The sequence below is a fragment of the Pseudomonas sp. SWRI179 genome, from assembly GCF_014268705.1.
GTDB classification, from domain to species: domain Bacteria; phylum Pseudomonadota; class Gammaproteobacteria; order Pseudomonadales; family Pseudomonadaceae; genus Aquipseudomonas; species Aquipseudomonas zanjanensis.
This window is the reverse complement of the sequence record NZ_JABWRA010000013.1, coordinates 106,643-126,962: the sequence shown is the minus strand read 5'-3', so window position 1 is coordinate 126,962 and position 20,320 is coordinate 106,643. Positions and strand designations below refer to the sequence as shown.

At 58.1% G+C, this 20,320-nt stretch carries 15 protein-coding genes; 13 read left to right on the top strand and 2 right to left on the bottom strand.

From position 1 onward, the window contains the following. The first annotated feature begins 489 nt into the window (after positions 1-489). From HU767_RS10195 to HU767_RS10165, 7 genes are all read left to right on the top strand, one after another. On the top strand, positions 490-975 hold the full coding sequence (locus tag HU767_RS10195) for a CS1 type fimbrial major subunit (RefSeq protein ID WP_186709953.1): 486 nt from the start codon (positions 490-492) through the stop codon (positions 973-975). A 123-nt stretch (positions 976-1,098) separates the two neighbouring features. After that, positions 1,099-3,633 (top strand): CS1-pili formation C-terminal domain-containing protein, encoded by a 2,535-nt coding sequence (locus HU767_RS10190; RefSeq protein ID WP_186729452.1) that lies wholly within the window; start codon positions 1,099-1,101, stop codon positions 3,631-3,633. 208 nt (positions 3,634-3,841) lie between these two features. Continuing rightward, positions 3,842-5,098, top strand: a complete 1,257-nt coding sequence (locus HU767_RS10185) for a hypothetical protein (protein ID WP_186729451.1) — start codon at positions 3,842-3,844, stop codon at positions 5,096-5,098. Positions 5,099-5,420: 322 nt separating this feature from the next. Beyond that, positions 5,421-6,383: a hypothetical protein gene (locus tag HU767_RS10180; RefSeq protein WP_346343461.1), complete on the top strand. Its 963-nt coding sequence runs from the start codon at positions 5,421-5,423 to the stop codon at positions 6,381-6,383. Between the two features lie 59 nt (positions 6,384-6,442). Continuing rightward, positions 6,443-7,186: a molecular chaperone gene (locus tag HU767_RS10175; protein ID WP_217884338.1), complete on the top strand. Its 744-nt coding sequence runs from the start codon at positions 6,443-6,445 to the stop codon at positions 7,184-7,186. A gap of 44 nt (positions 7,187-7,230) precedes the next feature. Beyond that, positions 7,231-7,713: a CS1 type fimbrial major subunit gene (locus HU767_RS10170; protein WP_186709943.1), complete on the top strand. Its 483-nt coding sequence runs from the start codon at positions 7,231-7,233 to the stop codon at positions 7,711-7,713. 93 nt (positions 7,714-7,806) lie between these two features. After that, complete coding sequence (locus HU767_RS10165; RefSeq protein WP_186709942.1) at positions 7,807-8,313, top strand: CS1 type fimbrial major subunit; 507 nt, start codon at positions 7,807-7,809, stop codon at positions 8,311-8,313. 57 nt (positions 8,314-8,370) lie between these two features. Here HU767_RS10165 and HU767_RS10160 read toward each other — a convergent pair whose 3' ends face one another. Next, positions 8,371-11,478: a transglycosylase domain-containing protein gene (locus HU767_RS10160; RefSeq protein ID WP_186729450.1), complete on the bottom strand. Its 3,108-nt coding sequence runs from the start codon at positions 11,476-11,478 to the stop codon at positions 8,371-8,373. A gap of 362 nt (positions 11,479-11,840) precedes the next feature. Here HU767_RS10160 and HU767_RS10155 point away from each other — a divergent pair, with 362 nt between their 5' ends. From HU767_RS10155 to HU767_RS10130, 6 genes are all read left to right on the top strand, one after another. Next, positions 11,841-12,299 (top strand): transposase, encoded by a 459-nt coding sequence (locus HU767_RS10155; protein ID WP_186709938.1) that lies wholly within the window; start codon positions 11,841-11,843, stop codon positions 12,297-12,299. 525 nt (positions 12,300-12,824) lie between these two features. After that, positions 12,825-14,246, top strand: a complete 1,422-nt coding sequence (locus HU767_RS10150; protein WP_186729449.1) for an amino acid permease — start codon at positions 12,825-12,827, stop codon at positions 14,244-14,246. A gap of 172 nt (positions 14,247-14,418) precedes the next feature. Next, positions 14,419-14,769: a polysaccharide synthesis protein GtrA gene (locus HU767_RS10145; RefSeq protein WP_186709933.1), complete on the top strand. Its 351-nt coding sequence runs from the start codon at positions 14,419-14,421 to the stop codon at positions 14,767-14,769. Between the two features lie 80 nt (positions 14,770-14,849). Then, a complete protein-coding gene (locus HU767_RS10140) occupies positions 14,850-15,224 on the top strand; it encodes a GtrA family protein (RefSeq protein ID WP_186709966.1) in 375 nt (124 codons plus the stop codon). Beyond that, positions 15,221-16,201: a glycosyltransferase family 2 protein gene (locus tag HU767_RS10135; RefSeq protein ID WP_186709931.1), complete on the top strand. Its 981-nt coding sequence runs from the start codon at positions 15,221-15,223 to the stop codon at positions 16,199-16,201. Before HU767_RS10140 ends, HU767_RS10135 begins: the two co-directional genes overlap by 4 nt. Further along, a complete protein-coding gene (locus HU767_RS10130; protein WP_186709930.1) occupies positions 16,198-17,757 on the top strand; it encodes a glycosyltransferase family 39 protein in 1,560 nt (519 codons plus the stop codon). The genes HU767_RS10135 and HU767_RS10130 overlap by 4 nt, the downstream gene beginning before the upstream one ends. Positions 17,758-17,803: 46 nt before the next feature. On the opposite strand, the gene HU767_RS10125 is transcribed toward HU767_RS10130, so the two are convergent. Continuing rightward, the gene (locus tag HU767_RS10125) at positions 17,804-20,221 is read right to left on the bottom strand and encodes a glycoside hydrolase family 3 N-terminal domain-containing protein (RefSeq protein ID WP_238349447.1); all 2,418 of its coding nucleotides are present in this window, start codon (positions 20,219-20,221) and stop codon (positions 17,804-17,806) included. Between the last annotated feature and the right edge of the window lie 99 nt (positions 20,222-20,320).

Here is a 20,320-nt window from a genome sequence, read left to right as displayed (position 1 = left end):
TGTGTTCGCAACTATCACCGTAGACCAAGGCCAGCCTTTTTTCATTTTTTGCAGGCGTATCAGCTAGTTAGCCGTTAAGTAAGTGCCATTCCACTCAGATATATCTTTAATAAAAGATATATTTTTTGGCTTAATGTTATTTCGCAAACTAAGATATATCTTGTCTTTGCGGCGGATTACTGGCGTTCAGGGACTGACCTTACATGAATGCTCAATGTATGCGGGGTGCGGCGGCATACATTTGTAATGATAAAAGTGGCGTAGGCTTAAAATGTGGGCTGTTTCTGACAGCCAAACTTCTGTTTTAACAAAAGTTGCGTATTTTTCGCTCTTCCGCATGTTGGATGTACTACAAGCCTATAGGAAGTTGCCTGCTTTTTTTTTGTTAATGAGCGTTGATCATGCTCGGCGTTGGAGGGACAGGCCCAGTTGCCCTTGGTCTGCGATTTCAATCTTTTCTCTTTATTGCCAAGAACAGGTGTTAACAACATGCTCAAACAACTCGTATCCAGTACTGCCCTGGTCGCCGCCACCCTGGGTTCTTCGCTGGCATTTGCTGCCGATGATGCACGCTCGTCGATCCACATCACTGCGAACATCCCGACCCAGCAGTTCCATGTGCAGCCGCGCAACCCGGACTTCGGTAAAGACGAAACCATGAGCTACAACACGGTCAACGGCTCCTTGACTTCGTTGCGCCAGACCTTCGACGTGAAGAACACCGAAGGTTCGGTACACGCCTACATCGAAGGTGGCCCGGCTGCGCTGTACAACGGTAGCGATTCCATCGCCCTGACCACCGCCTTCAACGGCGTTACCCTGACGGCCATGCCTCAGGAAGTGGTGGACGATGCCACCTCCACGCCAGGTACCCAGGCTGACATGACCATCGTCGCGGCCACGCCTACGCCTTCCCAGAACGGCCTGTACACCGCCGACATGACCGTCGTCTTCGACGCCGTGCCACGTCCGTAACACCCGTCGCTGCCCGGTGAGTCTCACCTCGCCCACGGGCAGCCACAGGCCGGCCGGTCCTCCCCAGCCGGTCGGCCTGTACCTGACATGCCCTGATAGCTCGCACACAATGAGAATCCGTTGATGTTTCCCATGACCCCCATCGCAGGTGCGCTCGCGCTATTTCTGTGCGCGACTGCATTGGCCGCGCCCACCGCTCCCGGCACGACGCCCAGGAGCCTGCTGTCCCAGGCCAAGGGCCTGCCGGCGGAGTTTGAAGCGCACTTCTTCGATGTACCCCTGGCGGTTCGTGTTGAACTCAACCAACAGTATCTCGGTGAAGCCATGGTGGTCTTGACCCGGGATGATCGCATCACCCTGTTGGAGTTCACCGACACGCAAGAGAGCACGATAAAAGCGGTCGACCGCGAGCAATGGGAGCAACGCCTCAAGCAAGGACAGTCACTGGGTGCCTGTGAAACCAACTGCACCGGCGGGCTGCTGGCCGTGCACTACAGCCTCGAAAATTCCTTGGTGTCGATCCTGACCCGCGACGTCGAGCGCTCGACCGAAACCAAGCGTTACTATGATCAACCGGAAGGCGGCAGCCTTGGCCTGATCTTCAATAACCAACTCAATATCAACGGTGGCCAGGAACAGGACACCGGCGGACGCTATGGCCTCAACGCCAGTTCCAGCGTCGGCAACTGGAGTCAGTCGCTGGACCTTCAGCTTTCTCGCCTGGGCGGTCCGGACGACAAGCTGTACCACGCCGTCCATGAACTCCACACCCAGCGTGAGCTGGAAGGCACTTTTTTTCGCCTGGGTTATTTCACGCCCGGCTCAGACGGCTTGAATCGGCAGATCCGTTCGTTCGGCGCCAACCCGGACACCGCGTTGGGGGTGATGTACGGCAGTTCCGACAGCCTGGCGGTCGACAATCCCAAGCCCAGCGTCTACCCCATTTATGTCACCGCCAGCCGCCAGGCATCGGTGGAAATCTATCGCAACGGCCTGTTGATCAACACCCAGGCTGTCAGCGCAGGCTTGCAAAGCCTGGACACCCGTCCGCTGCCCGGCGGCATCTATGAAGTGGAAGTGCGCCTGATCGAAGACGGCCAAACCACCGCCACCAGTCAAGAGCTCGTCTATAAACCCAACAATTGGAACAGCACCGAAGACCGCTGGCGCTACAACGTGTTCGCCGGTCGTGAAACCCGGCTGTGGAGCAACTGGGAAGACCAGCCGTCGGGCTTCATGACCGCCGGGCTTGGCCTCAATTACCTGTTGCATCCCCGGGTCATCCTCGGCGCCTCCACGCGCAAGGTGCAGGACCGGATGCAAGTCGGCACCTCGGTGGACTGGACGCTGGGCAGCAGCACCAGCCTGTACGCCAACGTCTACAAGACCCAGGACTACGGCAACGGCATGGACTTGCAAGGCCTGTACAGCTACGGCCAGGGCAGTATCGTCGCCAGCCACAACCGCAGTTGGTTGGACACCCGCAACACCTACGAAACCTTGCCGGATGGCACCCGCATTCGCCAGCGCAACGTGTTCGTTGGCCATACCAGCAACTCATCGTTGTCGGTCAATCATCGCTTGAGCAACAAGACCTCCCTCAATGGCCGTCTGGCCTACAGCGAAGGCAACGTCCAGGGCACGGGGCTGGACCTGGGCTGGACCCAGCGCGCCAAGGTGCGCGGCAGCGATGCCAACTGGCGGCTGTCGGTGTTCGATCGTCCCGGCACGTCGAGTACCGCCGACAAACGCAATCGTGGCCTGGACCTGAGCCTCAGCGTGGCGTTGGGCGGGCCGGGTGAATACTGGTCGGGCAGTGTCGGTACCCGCACCTCGCGCGATGGCGAGCGGGACAACAATGCCTCGCTGTCCTATCGCCGGAACCTGGAAGATCACGTGCTGCAAAGCGTCTCCGGGACAGTGCTGGCCGACACCTACGGCGTGGGCCTGTCCGGCCTCGGCAGTTTCCAGACCGACTCGTTGTTTGGCGACGGTTTTATCCAGCGTTCGTCCTATAACGACAACCTCACCGGCGGCTTGAACTTGAGCAGCACGGTCGCGGTGGGTGGCAGCAAAGCCGCATTCACCGGCGTACCCCAAGGACGCGGCGCCGGAATGATCGTCGATGTGGAAACCGATCTGGACGACGTCACGCTGCTGGCCGATGACTTGACCGGCGGCAACACCGTGCTGCGTCCAGGCCGTAATTTCGTGCCGATTACCGCGTACAAAAACAGCATGGTGACGTTCGATTTCGAAGGCGTGCACCCGCCGGCGGCGAACATCGAGCCTTCACGCACCCGTTATCACCTGAACAAGGGCGGGGTGGACTACCGCCGGATCCAGGTCATGAAAACCGTGACCGTGCTCGGGCGCTTGCTGGACGAACACGGCCAACCCCTCAAGGGCCATCACGTGATCAACCACGCCAGCCGCGGCATCAGCGAGGTGGACGGGTTCTTCTCCATGGAAATGAATGCCGGTTCACCGACGCTGGAAGTGCGTCATGGCAATGAATTGTTCTGCCGGTTCCGCCTTGACCCTGACAGTGCCAGTCGCGAAGGGGACGTGTTGATGATCGGTGATTTGCGGTGTACGCCGGATACGTTGGCCGATACGACGATTGCCGAGGCTGGCAGTGCGAAACAACGTTCGTGAGGCCGTGGGAGTAAAAGCTCGCTCCCGAGATTGTGGGAGCAAAGCTCGCTTCCGAAACTGTGGGAGCAAAGCTTGCTCGCGATGAACGATAACGCAGTTCACCTGAAGAGAGGGGGCGTCTGCATCGCGGCCAAGCCTTGCTCCCCCAAGTGAATTGCCCACTTACTTATTTTGCTGCGATTTGTCTTGATTGTATGAGGTTGTATAAATGAAACCCTTATCGGTTGCAGTGCGCAGCGTCGTCTCGGTGTTGTTGTTTGCGTGTGTGCCTGCGGCCAATGCCTTGACCCAGGACATCACCGCGGTGTTCAGGCCTGACCCCTCGAAACCCAACGAGAACACCTTCCTCAACACCACCCCGATCAGTGGTTATTGCGCGGAAAAACCATCGGAATGCAGGGCAACAAACATGTTCAGCATTCGATTGTCCCTCAGGGCCAGTTCGATCAGCGATATCCAGGCAAATCATGCAGATCCTCGGCAAGGTGCGATGTTTAAAGTGCCTGCCAATTGGCGCCCGATACAAGTAACCCATTCGGGTACGGGCGAGACAGAAACGGTTGAAGTGCGCTGGGCCGGATTGGGATCGAGACAATTCTTCCGTGATCGGGATGTAATGACTTTGGTCGGTGGTGGCGTAGGTTATTTGCAGGCACACCAGATGTTATGGGTCGGCCTTGATTGGGTGTATGCGCCCTCGCCATGTCGCTACAGCGGGACTGCAAGAGCTAGTAGTAGGACTTATCAGTTTTTCTGGAAGACCCCGTCGGAGGGCGTATGTGCGAAAAAAGCCAATTACCTGATCCCTCTCGGAAACCTGGAGTACGAGTGGCTGGACTTCGCTTACGAGCTACGCACACCCAACCCACTGAAAATGTCGTCCGGACAATACACCGGGTCGCTGACCTATGGCATCGGTCCGGGACAGGATTTGGACTTCGGCGACGTCATGATCCCGAACGACTCGGCGCTTACGCTCAACTTCAAGCTCGACGTCGAACACACCCTCAAAGTGGAAGTTCCCCCAGGCGGCAATCGCGTAGAACTGGTCCCCCAGGAAGGCTGGCAATCCTGGCTGAACAGCGGCCGCAAACCCACGCGCCTGTTCCGTGACCAGCGCTTTTATATCTCGGCCTCTTCACGCTTCAAGATGGCGCTGGAGTGCCAGGCCATCAGCGGCAACACCTGCGCCATCACGGATGCCGACTCCGGTCACGCCGTGCCGGTGGATGTCAGTGTAAGCCTGCCCGAGGGCTTGACCGATGCCAGTGGGCAACCGGTCAGCCGTCGTCCACTGCGACGTGACGGCGTTGGCACCGAGTTGTTCCAGCCGGGCTCCTACATCGATCGCCGGTCGGGAACGTTGCACTTCGAAATTGGCAGCAACAACGTCGAGGCGATGCTGGACAGTGGCGCCAAGGCTTACAGCGGCAGTGTCACGGTAATCTGGGATTCGGAAGTTTAGAAGTTCGGTCTATTCAATGGATTTGAATGAGGTAGTGCCTATGAACGGAACGTCGGTAGTAGCGAGCTGTGCGGTTTCAACGCTGTTGTTTGGCTGCATGAGCAGCGCCAATGCCTTGACCCAAGACATCAGTGCAGTGTTCAGGCCTGACCCGTCGAAGCCTCAAGAAACAGTCTTTCTCAATACCACTCCCCCGAGTGGCTATTGCGCGGAATTTCCTTCGCAATGTCGGATGTGGGCGATGCACAGCGTTCGACTGCCTCTGAATGTGAATTCCATCAGGCCTATCCAGGCCGCGCACACAGATCCACGGCAGGGGGCGATGTTCCAGGTGCCCGCCAATTGGCGCACGGCACAAATCGTTCATTCGGGCACTGGCGAAACCGAGATCGTCCAGGTGCGTTGGGTCGGTATCGGTTCTCGATACCAACTGCCTGTCAGTGTTGTCGACTTGGTGGGTGGCGGCGTGGATCCAGCCACTGCTCATACCAAGTTGTGGAACGACAACTGGGGATTTCCCCCGACACCTTGTCATTTCAGCGGTTTTGGCCGTCTGGGGGAAAACTTCTATGAATTCTTCTGGCGAACGCCGATGGAAGCGGTGTGTGCCAAGAAGGCCCAATATCCGATTCCCAGCATGGCCTACACCTACGTGGACTTTGCCTATGAACTGCGCCTGCCCAACCCGATGAGAATGACCTCCGGCCAGTACACCGGGGATTTGACGATCAGCATCGGGCCGGGGCGGGAAGTGGACATGGGGGATGTCATGCTGCCCGGCAGTTCGGCGCTTACCCTCAATTTCAGGCTCGATGTCGAGCATGCCTTCAAGGTGGAAGTCCCACCTGGTGGCAACCGAGTGGAGTTGGTGCCACCTGACGGCTGGCAAGCCTGGCTCAACAATGGTCGCAAGCCGACTCGGCTGTTTCGCGACCAGCGTTTTCATCTCTCGACGTCAACCCGCTTCAAGATGATGCTCGAATGCCAATACATCAGCGGCAATACCTGCGCGATATCGGACGCCGGCTCCGGTCATAGCGTGCCGGTGGATATCAGGGTCAGCCTGCCTGATGGGTTGACCGACTTCGCCGGCCAACCCATCAACCAGCGTCGCTTGTTGCGCGATGGCAGCGGTACAGAGTTGATCCTGCCCAGTTTCTATGTTGATCGCCGGGCAGCAAACCTTTCTTTCGAAATCGCTCAAGCCAGTGTCGAGCAGATGCTGGACGGTGGCGCCAGGACTTATATCGGCAACGTCACGGTGATCTGGGATTCGGAAGTTTGATGGCCCGTGGGCCGGCAGTATTCAGTGAATTGCGTTTAATGCATGAGGTTAGGAAAGTGATAAAGCAAGTATTGGCGTGGATGGGTGTTTTTCTGTCTTGCAGCGTGGCCCAGGCCGGGCCGCAGATTGGCGTCGGAGTGGTCTACGACTACCTGGACGGTGACAAGAGTACCTACATGAAGCGGGTGTTCAATGGCGGGACGTCCACGGCCTTCGTCAAGGTCAACATCCTGGAGATTCTCTACAACGAAGACGGCACCTACCAGGAAGTGCCTCTGCAGAACCAGGCCAGCGCCACGGCCAAGGACGGCCTGATGGCCAGTCCGGCGCGGCTGATCGTCCCGGCCAACGGCGTGCAGGGCACCCGGCTGTTGTTCATGGGCAACCGTGACAAGGAACGGTACTTCCGGGTGCGTTTCGTGCCGGTGGTGCCGGAAGCGGAAGACGAATTTGCCGTCAGCGCCGAGGAGCGCGAAGCGTACAAAAAGGAGCGCGTGGCGGCGGGGGTCAAGGTGCTGGCGGGTTATGGCACGGTGTTTTTCGTGCGGCCCAAGAACACCCGTTTCGCCACCGTCATCGATGACAACGCCGACCGTTATCTGATGCGCAACAACGGCAACAGCGTCCTGGTGATCGATGAGTTCAAGGATTGTGCGGCGAAGGCTGAAAACGACTGCCGGCCGACCACCAAGCACCACGTCATGGCCGGCCGCACCTTTTCGTTCGACAAGGAGGCGGGGCGCGAGTACCGCTTCACGCTGATCGAAGGTGGCCAGAGCAAAGCCATCGAGATCAAGGGGTGACGGCTGCCGTCGCTGAATCGCCGTTGCGCTACAGGTAAATCATTATGTTCCAGACACTGCTACGCCCCCTTGTACTGACTGCTCTGACGTTGCCCTGCGCTTTGGCCTGGGCGGCGGTCGAGCGGGAAACGTTCGAAGTCTACGTGACCATTCCCACCGTGGATTTCCATGTGTTGCCCCTTGACCCGCAATTGGTCCAGCGTGAACAACGCTTGCCGTTCAGTACCATCACCGGCGAACTCAGCCCCTTGCGGGCCACCTACGAGGTGAAGAATACCAACGGCGCCATCGGTGCGCGCCTGAGCGAGGAGGCGTATTTGTCCAATGGCCGGGAACGGATCGATTTGCGGGTGAGGTTCAACCACGTCGAATTGACCTTGGACTCTACCCAGGTCGTGTCGGCCAGCGAAGCCAGGCCTGGGCGGCAGGTGCCGCTGGAAATCGCCGCCATCAGGCCCGGTGACGCCTACGTGCCCGGTGACTACTACGGCACGGTGCACATGGTATTCGACGCGGTTGCGCCGTAGGACGAAGCGTGTTCGTCCAACCCGTCAGGGCCGGCTTGTTCGCCACGGCACGTTTTGCATTTCGTTTTATCACAATGAAAAAAGGAGCTACCTATGTTTAGGAAAATGCTATTCGGCACGGTGCTTGGCGCCGTCGCCCTGGTTTGTTCGATGGCACACGCTGCCGATGACGCCCGCTCGAATATTCACATCACCGCGAATATCCCCAACAAGCAGTTTCATGTGCAGCCACGTAATCCCGATTTCGGCAAGGATGAAGTCATGCACTACAACGCGCTGACCTACAAGCTGACGCCTGTACGCGAAACCTTTGATGTGAAGAATACCGATGGTTCGATCCACGCCTACATCGAGAATGGGGCGGAGGGAACCGTCCATTTAAGCAACGGTTCAGAGTTTATTGGCTTGGCTGTGGTATTCAACGACGTACTTCTGAACGGACAACCCAAGGAAGTAGTGGACGACGCCTCGTCCACGCCCGGCACCCAGGCGCAGATGCTCATCCTGCAGAGAAATACGCCTACTCGCCCATTCGCTCCTGGGCTCTACACCGCGGACATCACTCTGATTTTCGACGCAGTGCCTCGCGTACCCTTCTGATTCTGCGACGAGGGGATAAATCCTCTCGCCACAGCTACTTGATCCCCAGGCTGTTACTCACTGCCCCGCCACCAGCGGTTTGCACTGGGTATGAGTTCCTGGCTGCAAGTACGGCGAGAGAAACGGTGCCATGCCCTTGAGCACCTGCACCGGCAAGGCCGAGGTGAACTTGAAGTTCTGCGCCGAGGCCCCCGGGACGTAGGCGGTGAGGGTGCCGAAATGGCTGTCGCCGATGTAGAAGACGAAGGTGGCCGTGCGGTTGATCGACTTGGAGCTGATCACCCGTCCACCGGAACCGATGGCTTCGATGCGGTTGTCACCGGTGCCGGTCTTGCCGCCCATGGCCAGCGGCGTGCCGTCGGCCAGTTTGAAACTGCCGGCTACCCGTTTTGCGGTGCCGGCATCCACCACCTGTGACAGCGCACCGCGCAAGGCCTGGGCCACTTCTGCCGGCATCACGCGCTTGCCGTTATCCGGATTGCTCACCAGCCGTGTCTCGTAAGGCGTACCGACGGCAAAGTCCAGGCTGTCGACGCGCAGCGCGGGCTTGCGGATGCCATCGTTAAGGATGGTGCCCACCAGTTCCGCCAGCGCGGCGGGGCGGTCGCCGGAACTGCCGATGGCGGTGGCCAGCGACGGCACCAGGTGGTCGAACGGATAGCCGACCTCCTGCCAGCGCTGGTGGATATCCAGGAAAGCTTCGACCTCCAGCATGGTACGGATGCGACTGTCGCGGGCGCTCTTGTGCCGGCTCTTGAACAGCCAGCTGTAGACTTCCTGGCGCTCGAACTCACTGGCCTTGACGATCTGGCTGAACTTGGCGTCGGGGTTGTTCAGCAGGTAACCCATCAACCACAGGTCCAGCGGGTGGACCTTGGCGATGAAGCCTTGGTCTGGCAGGTCATAGGCGCCGGGACCGTAGCTCTGGTAGAGCCGCTCCAGGCGTTCGTCGGTGAGTTTTTCCGCGCTCTTGGCGGACTTCAAATGTGCGCGCACGAAGCGGTTGAAATTCTCCTGGCTGTCGTTGGGAAAGAAATAACGGTGAACGGCGGCCAGGCGGATCGCCGTAGGGCGCATCCCGTCGAGGAAGGTTTCCAGGCGTTGGCCGGTTTCCTTTTTCTGATACTTCTTCCAGAACCTGAGCAGGAACGAGGTGCCTTCGCGGTCGGCGAATTGGGCCAGGTATTCCTGGCGGCGCGGGTCCTTGTCGTCCTTGAGCAGTTCGGAACTGTTGTTGGGGCCGGCATAGGTGGCGTAGCGCACCAGGTCGCGCATCAGGCGGATGAACGGCAGGTTGATCGATTCACGCAGGGCATCGCGCAAGGTCGGCAGGCGGCCGTCGTCTTCCTTGCGGAAGTTGTGAAACGTGTGCAGCCCACCGCCGGTGAAAAACGCCTCGCCTGGGCTGGCTGAGTAAGTGCGATCCAGCGCCGCTTCGAGCATCTTCGGCAGGCTGCGGTCGGTGTTTTCAATCAAGTAGTCCACGGCCCAGCGGGACAGGCGATCCTGTTCGGCGATCTCGGTTTTCTTCAAAGCCGCCGGGGTCTGCTGGGCATAACGCTCGTGCAGTTCGGCGATGATTTGCAGGTACGTGGTCAGCACGCGCAACTTGGCGGTGGAGCCCAGTTCAAGCTTGCTGCCTTCGTTGATGTCGAAGGGCTGGTCGGTGCTGTCGGTCTGTACCCGCACGCGCGAGCCGTCCGGGGTCAGTTCCAGCAGCGTGAAGCTGTAGCGCACCTGGGTAGTGCTGGTCGGGGTCAGCAGGCGTTCTCCCATCAGGCCGATCTCGGTCGCGAAGGCCGGGTCGGCCAAGCGCTTGAGGTACTCGGTGGCCTGGGCCTGCAAGTCGCTTTGCAAGGTGCTGGTGGCAGAGAGGTCGAGGCGATCGAGGTCGTACAGCGGGCGATTGAGCAGCGCGGCGAGGCGACTGCGGGCGGCGCTGATGCCTTTGTTGGTTTCGTTGGGCTGGACGGTGGGATCCTTGACCCAGTCGCGATAGCTGACCTTGCTCGCCAGGGCCGCCTCGGCCAGCGCGGCATCGATCACGCCATTCTGTGCCAGGAGCCGGATGTGGCTGTCGGTCAGGCGTGCCAGTTCATCGTGGCCCTTGGAGAGGAAATGGGACGGCCGGCGCTGCGCGATCATCAATGACAGCATTTCCCGCAGGGCCAGGCCTTTTTCCGCCAGGCTCTTGGGATCGGTCGCGGTGCTGAACAAGCGTTCATTGGCGCGCTTGAAATCGGCGCCGTACCAGACCCGCAAGCCTTCGGCCATGCCGTGGACTTCACCATGCCCCGGCACCGCGGAGAGCGGCACGCTGTTGAGGTAGTCGCGGATGATCCGCTGCCGCGCCTCGAGGGTTTGCGGGCCGGCCTGGTAAGCACGGACGCTGGCGGAAATCATCTGGCGGATTTTCTCCGCGCCGGACACGGTCAAGCCTTCAGGCGAGTGGCGGTACTTCTCCAGTTGTGTCGCCAAGGTGCTGCCCCCGGCGGACTGCCCCGGCAGGCTCAACAGTTTGGCGACTTGGGACCAGGCCGCCATGCCGAAGCGCGGCCAGTCCACGGCCGGGTTGGCCAAGGGTTGCTTGGGGTCGAGCAGAAAACGGTTCTCGATGAACAACAGGCTTTGCACCACCACGGGCGGGATCGCTTCGAAGCTTGCATACAGTTGCTGCGGGTACTTGAACTGATAGACCGGCGCGGCACGACAATCGGTGATGGTCAGTCCGGCCTGGATCTTTTCCACATACGGCACGAACAGGCCTTTCTCGACGTAGTCCATCAAGGCCGGCGAGAACCGCGCCTGGGCCTGGATCACGTAGTCGCGCTTGAGCAGCCGCGGCAGGAACTCCCCCAGCGCGCTGTAGCCCAAGCGCCGGTCGAACGGGCCCGCACCCGGGTAGACGATGGCGTCGCTGGGCCCCGGTTGCACCGAATAGCTCAGGGACTCGGCGTATTTGCTGAGCTCCCGAGCCTGAAACCGCGACGTGCGCATTTCCTTGGCCGCCGCCAGACCGACCACCACCACGATAATCAGCAGCAACAACCAGAATGCCCGCCAGCCATGCCGTGCGCGGCGTTTTTCTTGAGGTAAAGGCGCTTCTTCCATACGTTCAGTCGGGACCACAGGTTCATTCGAATCGGTTTGCCACAAAGCGCCCATAGTCGACTGATCCATTAAGCAGATTGATCGGACTTGCTTGAAGCTTAGACGGTGGTTGGCGTGGGGGGAGGGGAAATTGTCGGCACTGGTTTGTCATGGCCAATGGCATTCCTTTGTGGCGAGGGGATTTATCCCCGCTGGGCTGCACAGCAGCCCCAATGCAGGCAACTCAATTGTCCAGACATACCGGGTTGTCGTTTTGGGGGCTGCTGCGCAGCCCAGCGGGGATAAATCCCCTCGCCACAGATGAGTCCCCGCCACAAGTACTACACAAGTTTCGGAATATGCTCTCGACCTTTCCAGCGTCGAAAAACCAGCTGCATGACTAGGCTGCACTCAAACCCCTTCAAAGGAAGCAAGGAATGCATCCACGCCCCAATTCCCATCGTTTGCGTCGAGGTCGTTATTCAGAGCCAGGACGAGCCTATCTGGTGACTGCTGTTGTTCATCAGCGGCGGCCGGTTTTTTCCGACTGGAAGATTGGACGGCTATTGGTCACCGAATTCAAACGTGCTCATGATTCGGGCCAGGTGAGCTCTTTGGCCTGGGTGGTAATGCCGGATCACTTTCATTGGTTGCTGCAAATCCAGGAGGGCCATCTGAGTCGTATGATCGGAGCCACCAAAGCTCGCAGCACCCATCGTGTCAATAACATCACCGGAGCCTCTGGCCCGCTTTGGCAAAGCGGCTTTCATGACCGCGCGATCCGCGACAACGAGGATCTGAAGCCCTCCGCCCGCTACATCATTGCCAATCCGCTTCGTGCTGGGCTGGTGGAGCGCATTGGCGATTACCCGCTATGGGACGCTGTATGGCTTTGAGGCAGAAAACCTTGTGGCGAGGGGATTTATCCCCGCTGGGCTGCGCAGCAGCCCCAATGCAGGCAACTCAATTGTCCAGACAGGTCGGGTTGTAGTTTTGGTGGGGCTGCTACGCAGCCCAGCGGGATAAATCCCCTCGCCACAGATGAGTCCGCTAGCCATAAATGACTCCTCTCACCATGGGGCCTGAAAGCCTTGCACTAGAGCCATCGCCCCATGCCAGAGCATGACGCTGCACCATCACTGTGCAATACTCGGCGGCGTTTTCTGTATGACCTGGATCCCAGACAAGACCTCTCGGAAACCCGATTCAGGCGCAGGCTTATCCCTGAATTTTCCAGGTTTTACAGTGAAACTCTCTATCCCTGGCTTTTTATACTGCACGACCCGCTGATCCTGAGGTTGTCGTTCCACAGGACGGTCTGCCCACAAGGCAGGCCCGGTTTCGGCAATGCTCGCAGGCCCACCCGCCCGCAGCCTTGGACACTCGGTGGCTAATCCAATAACAAGACGAGGTTTATCCCTATGCCTGTCGGCAATCATCTGCCCCATGGCGAGACCGCCCAGGGTGGTCCGCTCAAACGTGAACTCGGTGAGCGGCATATCCGCCTGATGGCGCTCGGCGCCTGCATCGGTGTCGGGCTGTTCCTCGGTTCGGCCAAGGCCATCGAAATGGCCGGGCCGGCGATCATGCTGTCCTACATCATCGGCGGCCTGGCGATCCTGGTGATCATGCGCGCCCTCGGTGAAATGGCCGTGCACAACCCGGTGGCCGGTTCGTTCAGCCGCTACGCCCAAGATTACCTCGGCCCACTGGCAGGCTTCCTGACCGGTTGGAACTACTGGTTCCTGTGGCTGGTGACCTGCGTGGCGGAAATCACCGCCGTCGCCGTGTACATGGGCATCTGGTTCCCCGACGTGCCCCGCTGGATCTGGGCCCTGGCCGCGCTGGTCAGCATGGGCTCGATCAACCTGATCGCAGTCAAGGCCTTCGGCGAATTCGAATTCTGGTTCGCCCTGATCAAGATCGTCACCATCATCGCCATGGTCATCGGCGGCATTGGCATCATCGCCTTCGGCTTCGGTAACGACGGCGTAGCCCTGGGCATTTCCAACCTCTGGGCCCACGGCGGTTTCATGCCCAACGGCGTGTCCGGCGTGTTGATGTCCCTGCAAATGGTCATGTTCGCCTACCTGGGCGTGGAGATGATCGGCCTGACTGCCGGTGAAGCGAAGAACCCACAGAAAACCATCCCCAACGCCATCGGCTCGGTGTTCTGGCGGATCCTGTTGTTTTACGTCGGCGCGTTGTTCGTGATCCTGTCGATTTACCCGTGGAACGAAATCGGCACCCAGGGCAGCCCGTTCGTGATGACCTTCGAGCGCCTGGGCATCAAGACCGCCGCCGGCATCATCAACTTCGTGGTGATCACCGCCGCGCTGTCCTCCTGCAACGGCGGGATCTTCAGCACCGGACGGATGCTCTACAGCCTGGCGCAGAACGGCCAGGCCCCGGCCGGTTTCGCCAAGACCTCGGCCAACGGCGTACCGCGCCGCGCGTTGCTGTTGTCCATCGCCGCGTTGCTGCTGGGCGTGCTGCTCAACTATCTGGTGCCGGAGAAAGTCTTCGTCTGGGTGACGTCCATTGCCACTTTCGGCGCGATCTGGACTTGGGTGATGATCCTGCTGGCCCAGCTCAAGTTCCGCAAAGGCCTCAGCGCTTCCGAGCGTGCGGCGTTGAAATATCGCATGTGGCTGTACCCGGTCAGCTCGTATCTGGCGCTGGCATTCCTGGTGCTGGTGGTAGGGCTGATGGCGTACTTCCCCGACACCCGCGTAGCGCTGTATATCGGCCCGGCGTTCCTGGTGCTGCTGACGGTGTTGTTCTACACCTTCAAATTGCAACCGACCGGTGATGCATCGGGTTCGGTGAGCTCGGTTTCGTAAGATAAACCGCGACGTAAAAGAAGGCCTCGGTCAGATGACTGGGGTTTTTTATAGGCGTGAGCCTGACTGTCCGTCGGATTCGGTGCCGCACCTGTAAGATCTGACAGTAGACCGTCATAGGACTGTCGACTAGCTTGGAAACCTGCCAACTGGCGAATGGCAAGGTACCAAGATGAACGGACTTTCTGCATTGATGGTTATCGCGCTGGTCAATGGATTGATCCATGGCCAGGTTTTTTTTCTATTGCACGACGCCGTTGGACTGGCCCAGGCGACCAGTAACTTTGCTGCGTTCTGCATGGCCGCGGCGTTTTCGTTTTATGTAAGTGGCCTCTACATCTTCCGACCCGGGGAGTCGTGGAGAGGTTATCTGCTGGGCAATGGCGCAATGGGCGGGCTGAGTTATGGCTTCGGCTCGTTCGGCGATGCGCTGGATTTGCCTGGGTGGATGGCGGTCGCTTTGTCTTTGTATTTCTCGCTGAACCTGGTGATGGGGTACGGGTTTATTCGGTTCAAGTTGTAGTGCGGTCGTCTTGCATGGGCGCTTCTAGTGGTGTTGTCGCCAACCGTTTTCTTGTCGTGGACATAGGTTGGGGAGCGAGCATGAAGGCGATATGGCGTGTTTTCCTCACTTATTCACTGGTCGGATTGGCCAATACGCTGGTTCATTGGCAGATATTTTTTGTACTGCGCGTGGCAATGGGTCTTGATCAGTCGATCAGTAATCTTGCTGCGTTCTGTGTGGCTGCTTCATTTTCCCACTACCTCAATGCGCTCTACACCTTCGAAGCCAGGATATCGGCGACGGGTTATGGGTTTTTCCTGTGTGTTATGGGAGCGCTCAGTTTTGCCGTGGGTTATCTGGGAGATCGCTGGCAGGTCCATGGGCTACTGACAGTGACGGTATTTTCACTGCTGAGTTTGGTGTTCGGTTTCCTGCTCTCTAGGTTCGTAGTGTTTCGTGGAGACCACCCATGAAAATCTCGCTGGTGGTGCCGGTGTTCAATGAAGAACAGACCTTGGGACTGTTCTACAAGAGTATCCGTCAGCACCCGGCGTTGGCCGGTTATAGCGTGGAGATCATCTTCATTAACGATGGCAGCGCTGACCAGACGGATGCGCTTGCCCGTGATATCGCGCTGGTCGATAACCTAGTTGTGTTGATCAATTTTTCCCGAAATTTCGGCAAGGAGCCCGCCCTGTTTGCCGGTATCGAGCACGCCAGCGGGGACGTGGTCATTCCAATGGACGTGGATCTACAGGACCCCATCGAGGTTATTCCCAAGCTTATTGCCGAATGGGAAAAAGGCGCCGAGGTAGTGCTTGCCAAGCGTCGAGATCGCTCGTCCGACAGTTACCTGAAGCGCGGATGCGCTGCGCTGTTTTATCGCTTGCTGGATCGGATCGCTTCTCCCCATATCGAGCGTAACGTAGGGGACTTCCGATTGATGGACCGTAAAGTAGTGGAGGTGATCAAGACCCTTCCCGAATATCAATTGTTCATGAAGGGTGTGCTGTCGTGGGCCGGTTTTACCACTGTCATTGTCGAATACGACCGCGCCGGTCGCGCCGCTGGTAGCAGCAAATTCAACGGCTGGAAGTTATGGAATTTGGCGCTCGAAGGCATCACGTCGTTCAGCACTGTACCGTTGCGGTTGTGGACTTACCTCGGCGGTTTCATTTCATTGGTTTCGCTGGCGTATGCCGGGTACATGGTGCTGGACAAGCTGATCTTTGGAAACGATCTGCCCGGTTATCCATCCTTGATGACCGCGATTTTGTTTTTGGGTGGTGTGCAGCTGATTGGTATTGGTGTGTTGGGTGAGTACGTCGGACGGATCTATTTAGAGACAAAGCATCGTCCGAGGTACGTCATCAGGGAAATAGTTCGGGGAGAGTCGGGCGTGCGTGGAACTGACGAGAGCATTTGCGAACGGGGCGATGATTATTCGTGACTAACTTTCGAGCCTATTCAGGAAAGCCTCCCAGCCGATTCGTCGACGGCGCAGCCTTGGCAGCCGTTGTGGTCCTGGCGCTGTGCGTACGTTTTTACGGCATCACAACACCGGCGATCTGGTACGACGAGGCCTTTAGCATCCTGCTTGCCAGGCACGAGCCGTGGCAGATCTGGTCTATTACGGGACGAGATATTCACCCACCGCTTTATTACCTCACGCTGCACTACTGGATGATTTTGTTTGGCGACGGGGTTTTGGCTGTTAGATCGCTCAGTGTGATAGCCGACGTGGGCTCGGTTTTGCTGAGCATAAAGTTGATGAGCCTGGTTGCCACGCGAAGAGCAACCTGGATGGCTGCGTTGCTATTGGTGTTGCTGCCGATTTCGGTTCGTTACAGCCAGGAAGCGCGCATGTACACCCTGCTCGGATTCTGGCTGATGGGCGCAACCGTGGCGTTGGTGTGCTGGGTTAAAGAACCAGAAAAAAAGCGGTTCCCAGCCATTTATGTGCTGTTGATGACGGCCGCTTTTTACACGCATTATTTCGCCGCATTGGGCGTGCTGGTTCATGGGTGCTATTGGCTGAGTCGCTTGAAGGCGGGTCCAAATGTACTCTCCGCGCGCCTCTGGATTTTGGTCTACTGTGCAATCCTTGTCCTGTTCCTGCCCTGGCTACCTCATTTCATCGATCATCTCTCAGGCCGGCCGGGGCTTGGTTGGATACCGGCTATCACTTGGCAGGCGGTTGTGAATGTTGTCTGGCAGTTCACTGTGATGACAATCTGGGAGGGGCAATCGTCGCTTACTCGCGTTTTGCCTTGGTTGGTGGTGATCGCCTGCGCAGCGCTGCTGGTCTGGAAAGACACCGGTCTGCATCGCTTCAGTGTGTTATTGACCGGTTACTTTTTTATTCCCGTCCTCGCGCTGGCCTTCATGTCGTTGATTGCCCCGCTATTCATTCCGCGCTACTTGGTCTTCGCTGCAGTCGGGTTGCCGCTTCTGCTCTCAGCCGCGCTGGATGCAGTGGGGCTGCGACCTACGACCTTGTGCTTGGCCATCATGATTATGGCAGCAGCAGAAGTACAGGGACTGCTGACGGTGTATCGGCAAGCGGACGGCCTGAATGGAACTGAATTAAGAACGGATTTCCGACTTGACGGGTTGGCAGCTGAGGTTAGGCAAGCGGCTCGGCCGGGCGACCAGATCGTATTGGATAATGCCATCTGGTATTTGCCATTCGCTTATTACAATCACACGGGCATACAGCCGAAGTTCTATATCTCATCATTCAAAGCCAATGATCTGGACGCCTTGGAACGGGGGGGGAACGCCTTCATTTCCGAAGGAAGTCAGTGGATATATTTCAATCAGTTGAAGGTGTTAACTCAAGGTGGAAACAGGGTTTGGTGGGTAGGGATGTCAGTTGATGCCAGCCCACTCCCGGAAAAAGATTGGGAAAAGACCGTTACCTTTGTGGATGGGCAGATGAATGCCTCACTGTTTACCCTTAAAGCGGCACCCGCCCAGGTCGAGACGAGTTCAGCCGGTCACTAGTTCGTGCAACTCAGCAAACGCCGTGATGGCTCATTCAGCGCATCGATTAATCACGCAAGGTGCGTGGGATGGCTGAGCCGGGGCCGGTCAGTTGTGCACTGGTGATGACTTCAAACTTCGCCTGATTATCAGTGGCAGAAGTGCCGCCGATGAACACCGTAAAAATGCCTGACTCCACGAATCGCAAGAGGTCATGGTTGAGCAACGCCCAGTCGTCCTGATCGAGCAGAAAGCTGACGGTTGTGCTTTCTCCTGGAGCGAGTCTGACTTTGGAAAAACCGCGCAGCATGCGCACCGGGCGCGTGATGCTCGCGACGTCTTGCCGTAGATACAATTGCACGGTTTCCTCTCCGGCTCGTTGACCGCTGTTCTGAACATCTACTTGGACGGTCAATGTTTCATCGAAGGCCAAGCGCTGGTTACTGAGTCTCGGGGTTCCATAGGTGAATGTGGTGTAGCTCAGGCCATGACCAAACGGGTAAAGAGCCGTCCACTTGGAATCGATGTAGCTTGAGGCGTATGCATTGGTGCCGCTCGGCGGTCGCCCAGTGTTTTTGCGGGCTAGATAGATAGGAACTTGCCCCACCGTGCGCGGGAAGGTAATAGGTAGCTTTCCGCTGGGGTTCACATCACCGAAAAGTACGTCCGCCACCGCGTGGCCCATTTCGGTACCCAAAAACCAAGCCTCAAGTATCGCGGGAACATGTTCGTCCACGGTGGGAATGGCCAGCGGACGTCCATTCATTAGGACGACTACCACAGGCTTGCCTGTTTTGATCAGTTGCGCGACCAGCGCATCTTGCGCTCCTGGCAGGCCAAGGGAAGTACGGCTTCGTGCTTCGCCGCTCATGTCTGCCGTTTCTCCCAGCGCAGCCACGATCACATCGGCATCCACGACCGCACGCTGAACCTCTTCAATGCCGGAGATGTCCGTACTGCCGGGAGAGGCCGCCGGGACATAGACAACCTCCGTCATGGGCGATACGGCGCGCTTTATCCCCTCCAGTACGGTGATTGATTCGCTGGCACGACCGTCAGCGCTCCAAGAGCCCAAGCTGGACACACCGTCATTTGCGAGGGCTCCCACCACGACGAGCTTGCGTAGATTCTTTGAGAGTGGCAGCAACGCATCGTCGTTTTTTAGCAATACGATGGATTTTTGCGCGGCCTCTCGTGCCAGCGCGCGTGTGGGGGGCTGGAGCAACTGCGTTTTTTCGCGGGTAGGGTCGCTGTAGCGATATGGGTCGTCGAACAGGCCCAGACGCTGCTTCGCTTGAAGCACTCGACGCACGGCTCCATCAATAGCGTCTTGTGAAAGTTGACCGCTGCGCACCAGTGCCGGTAGTTCAGCGTTGTAGTCACCGCTGACCATGTCGATATCAACAGTCGCATTGAGAGCAAGTCGCGCAGCCTCTCGGGGAACGGAGGCAACGCCGTGCGGTATCAATTCCCTTATGCCCGCCCAATCACTGACGACGACTCCCTGGAAGCCCCATTCATCGCGCAGCTTCTGTTTGAGCAGTTTCCTGTTGGCGTGCATCGGCATACTGTCCACTTCATTGAAACCGGGCATGATCGTATCGACGCCCGCTTCGACAGCGGCCCGAAAGGGCGTGAGATAGACTTCTTCCAATGTGCGCTCGGACAGGTCGGAAATGTTGTAGTCAAGGCCGCCTTCGGCCGCGCCATAAGCGACGAAATGCTTGGCTGTAGACAGTATTGACGAGGTGTCGGGGGGACCTTCACCGCGAAATCCTCGTACACGCGAAGCGGCGAGGGCAGCCCCCAGGAATGGATCTTCACCGGCGCCCTCTATCACTCGACCCCAACGCGAATCCCGTGCGATATCGACCATAGGAGCGAAGGTCCAATGAAGGCCGCTGGCCGTTGCTTCGACTGCGGCGGCCCTGGCGGTTCGTTGCGACAGGTCTGGGTCCCAGGCCGACGCTTCGGCCAATGGGACGGGAAATATCGTGCGGAAACCGTGGATCACATCGAACGAGAACAACTGCGGAATATGCAGACGCGAGCCTTGGACTGCTTCGTGCTGCAATCTTCGAGTGTTTTCGGCGCCATAGGCACCTAATAGCGAACCGGCCTTTGAGGTGCCGATTTTTTTGGGGTCATTGGCGTCTTCGATTGGGCCGGTGGGTATGGTGAGTACACTCAGTTGGGTCAGTTGATCGGCCTTTTCTTCAAGGGTCATTTGCCCGATCAACCGTTCGATGAATGCCGCGTCCTCTTGTGATTTTTGAGTGCGTTCATTGGCTTGGGCAATGGAAGCAAGCCATGTGGCGACAATCAACATACCAAGCAAGATTGCCGAGGCCAGGTGGGTCCAGTCCATGGGATTAGACCTTAGGTACGCTTGGCGACGATTGTCCGGCCGCAGCACGGCAAACCTCACCGAACCCAATGCCACAAAAAGCGAAGCAAAACCAACCAGATCGCGTCGGGTCAACATAAGCACCTTCCATGACGAGCGAACCATCGGGGTGGATGGTCAATCGTGAGGAAGTTGGCGTCTACTGTCAGAACTTACAGGTGCGTTGTGGATTCGGCG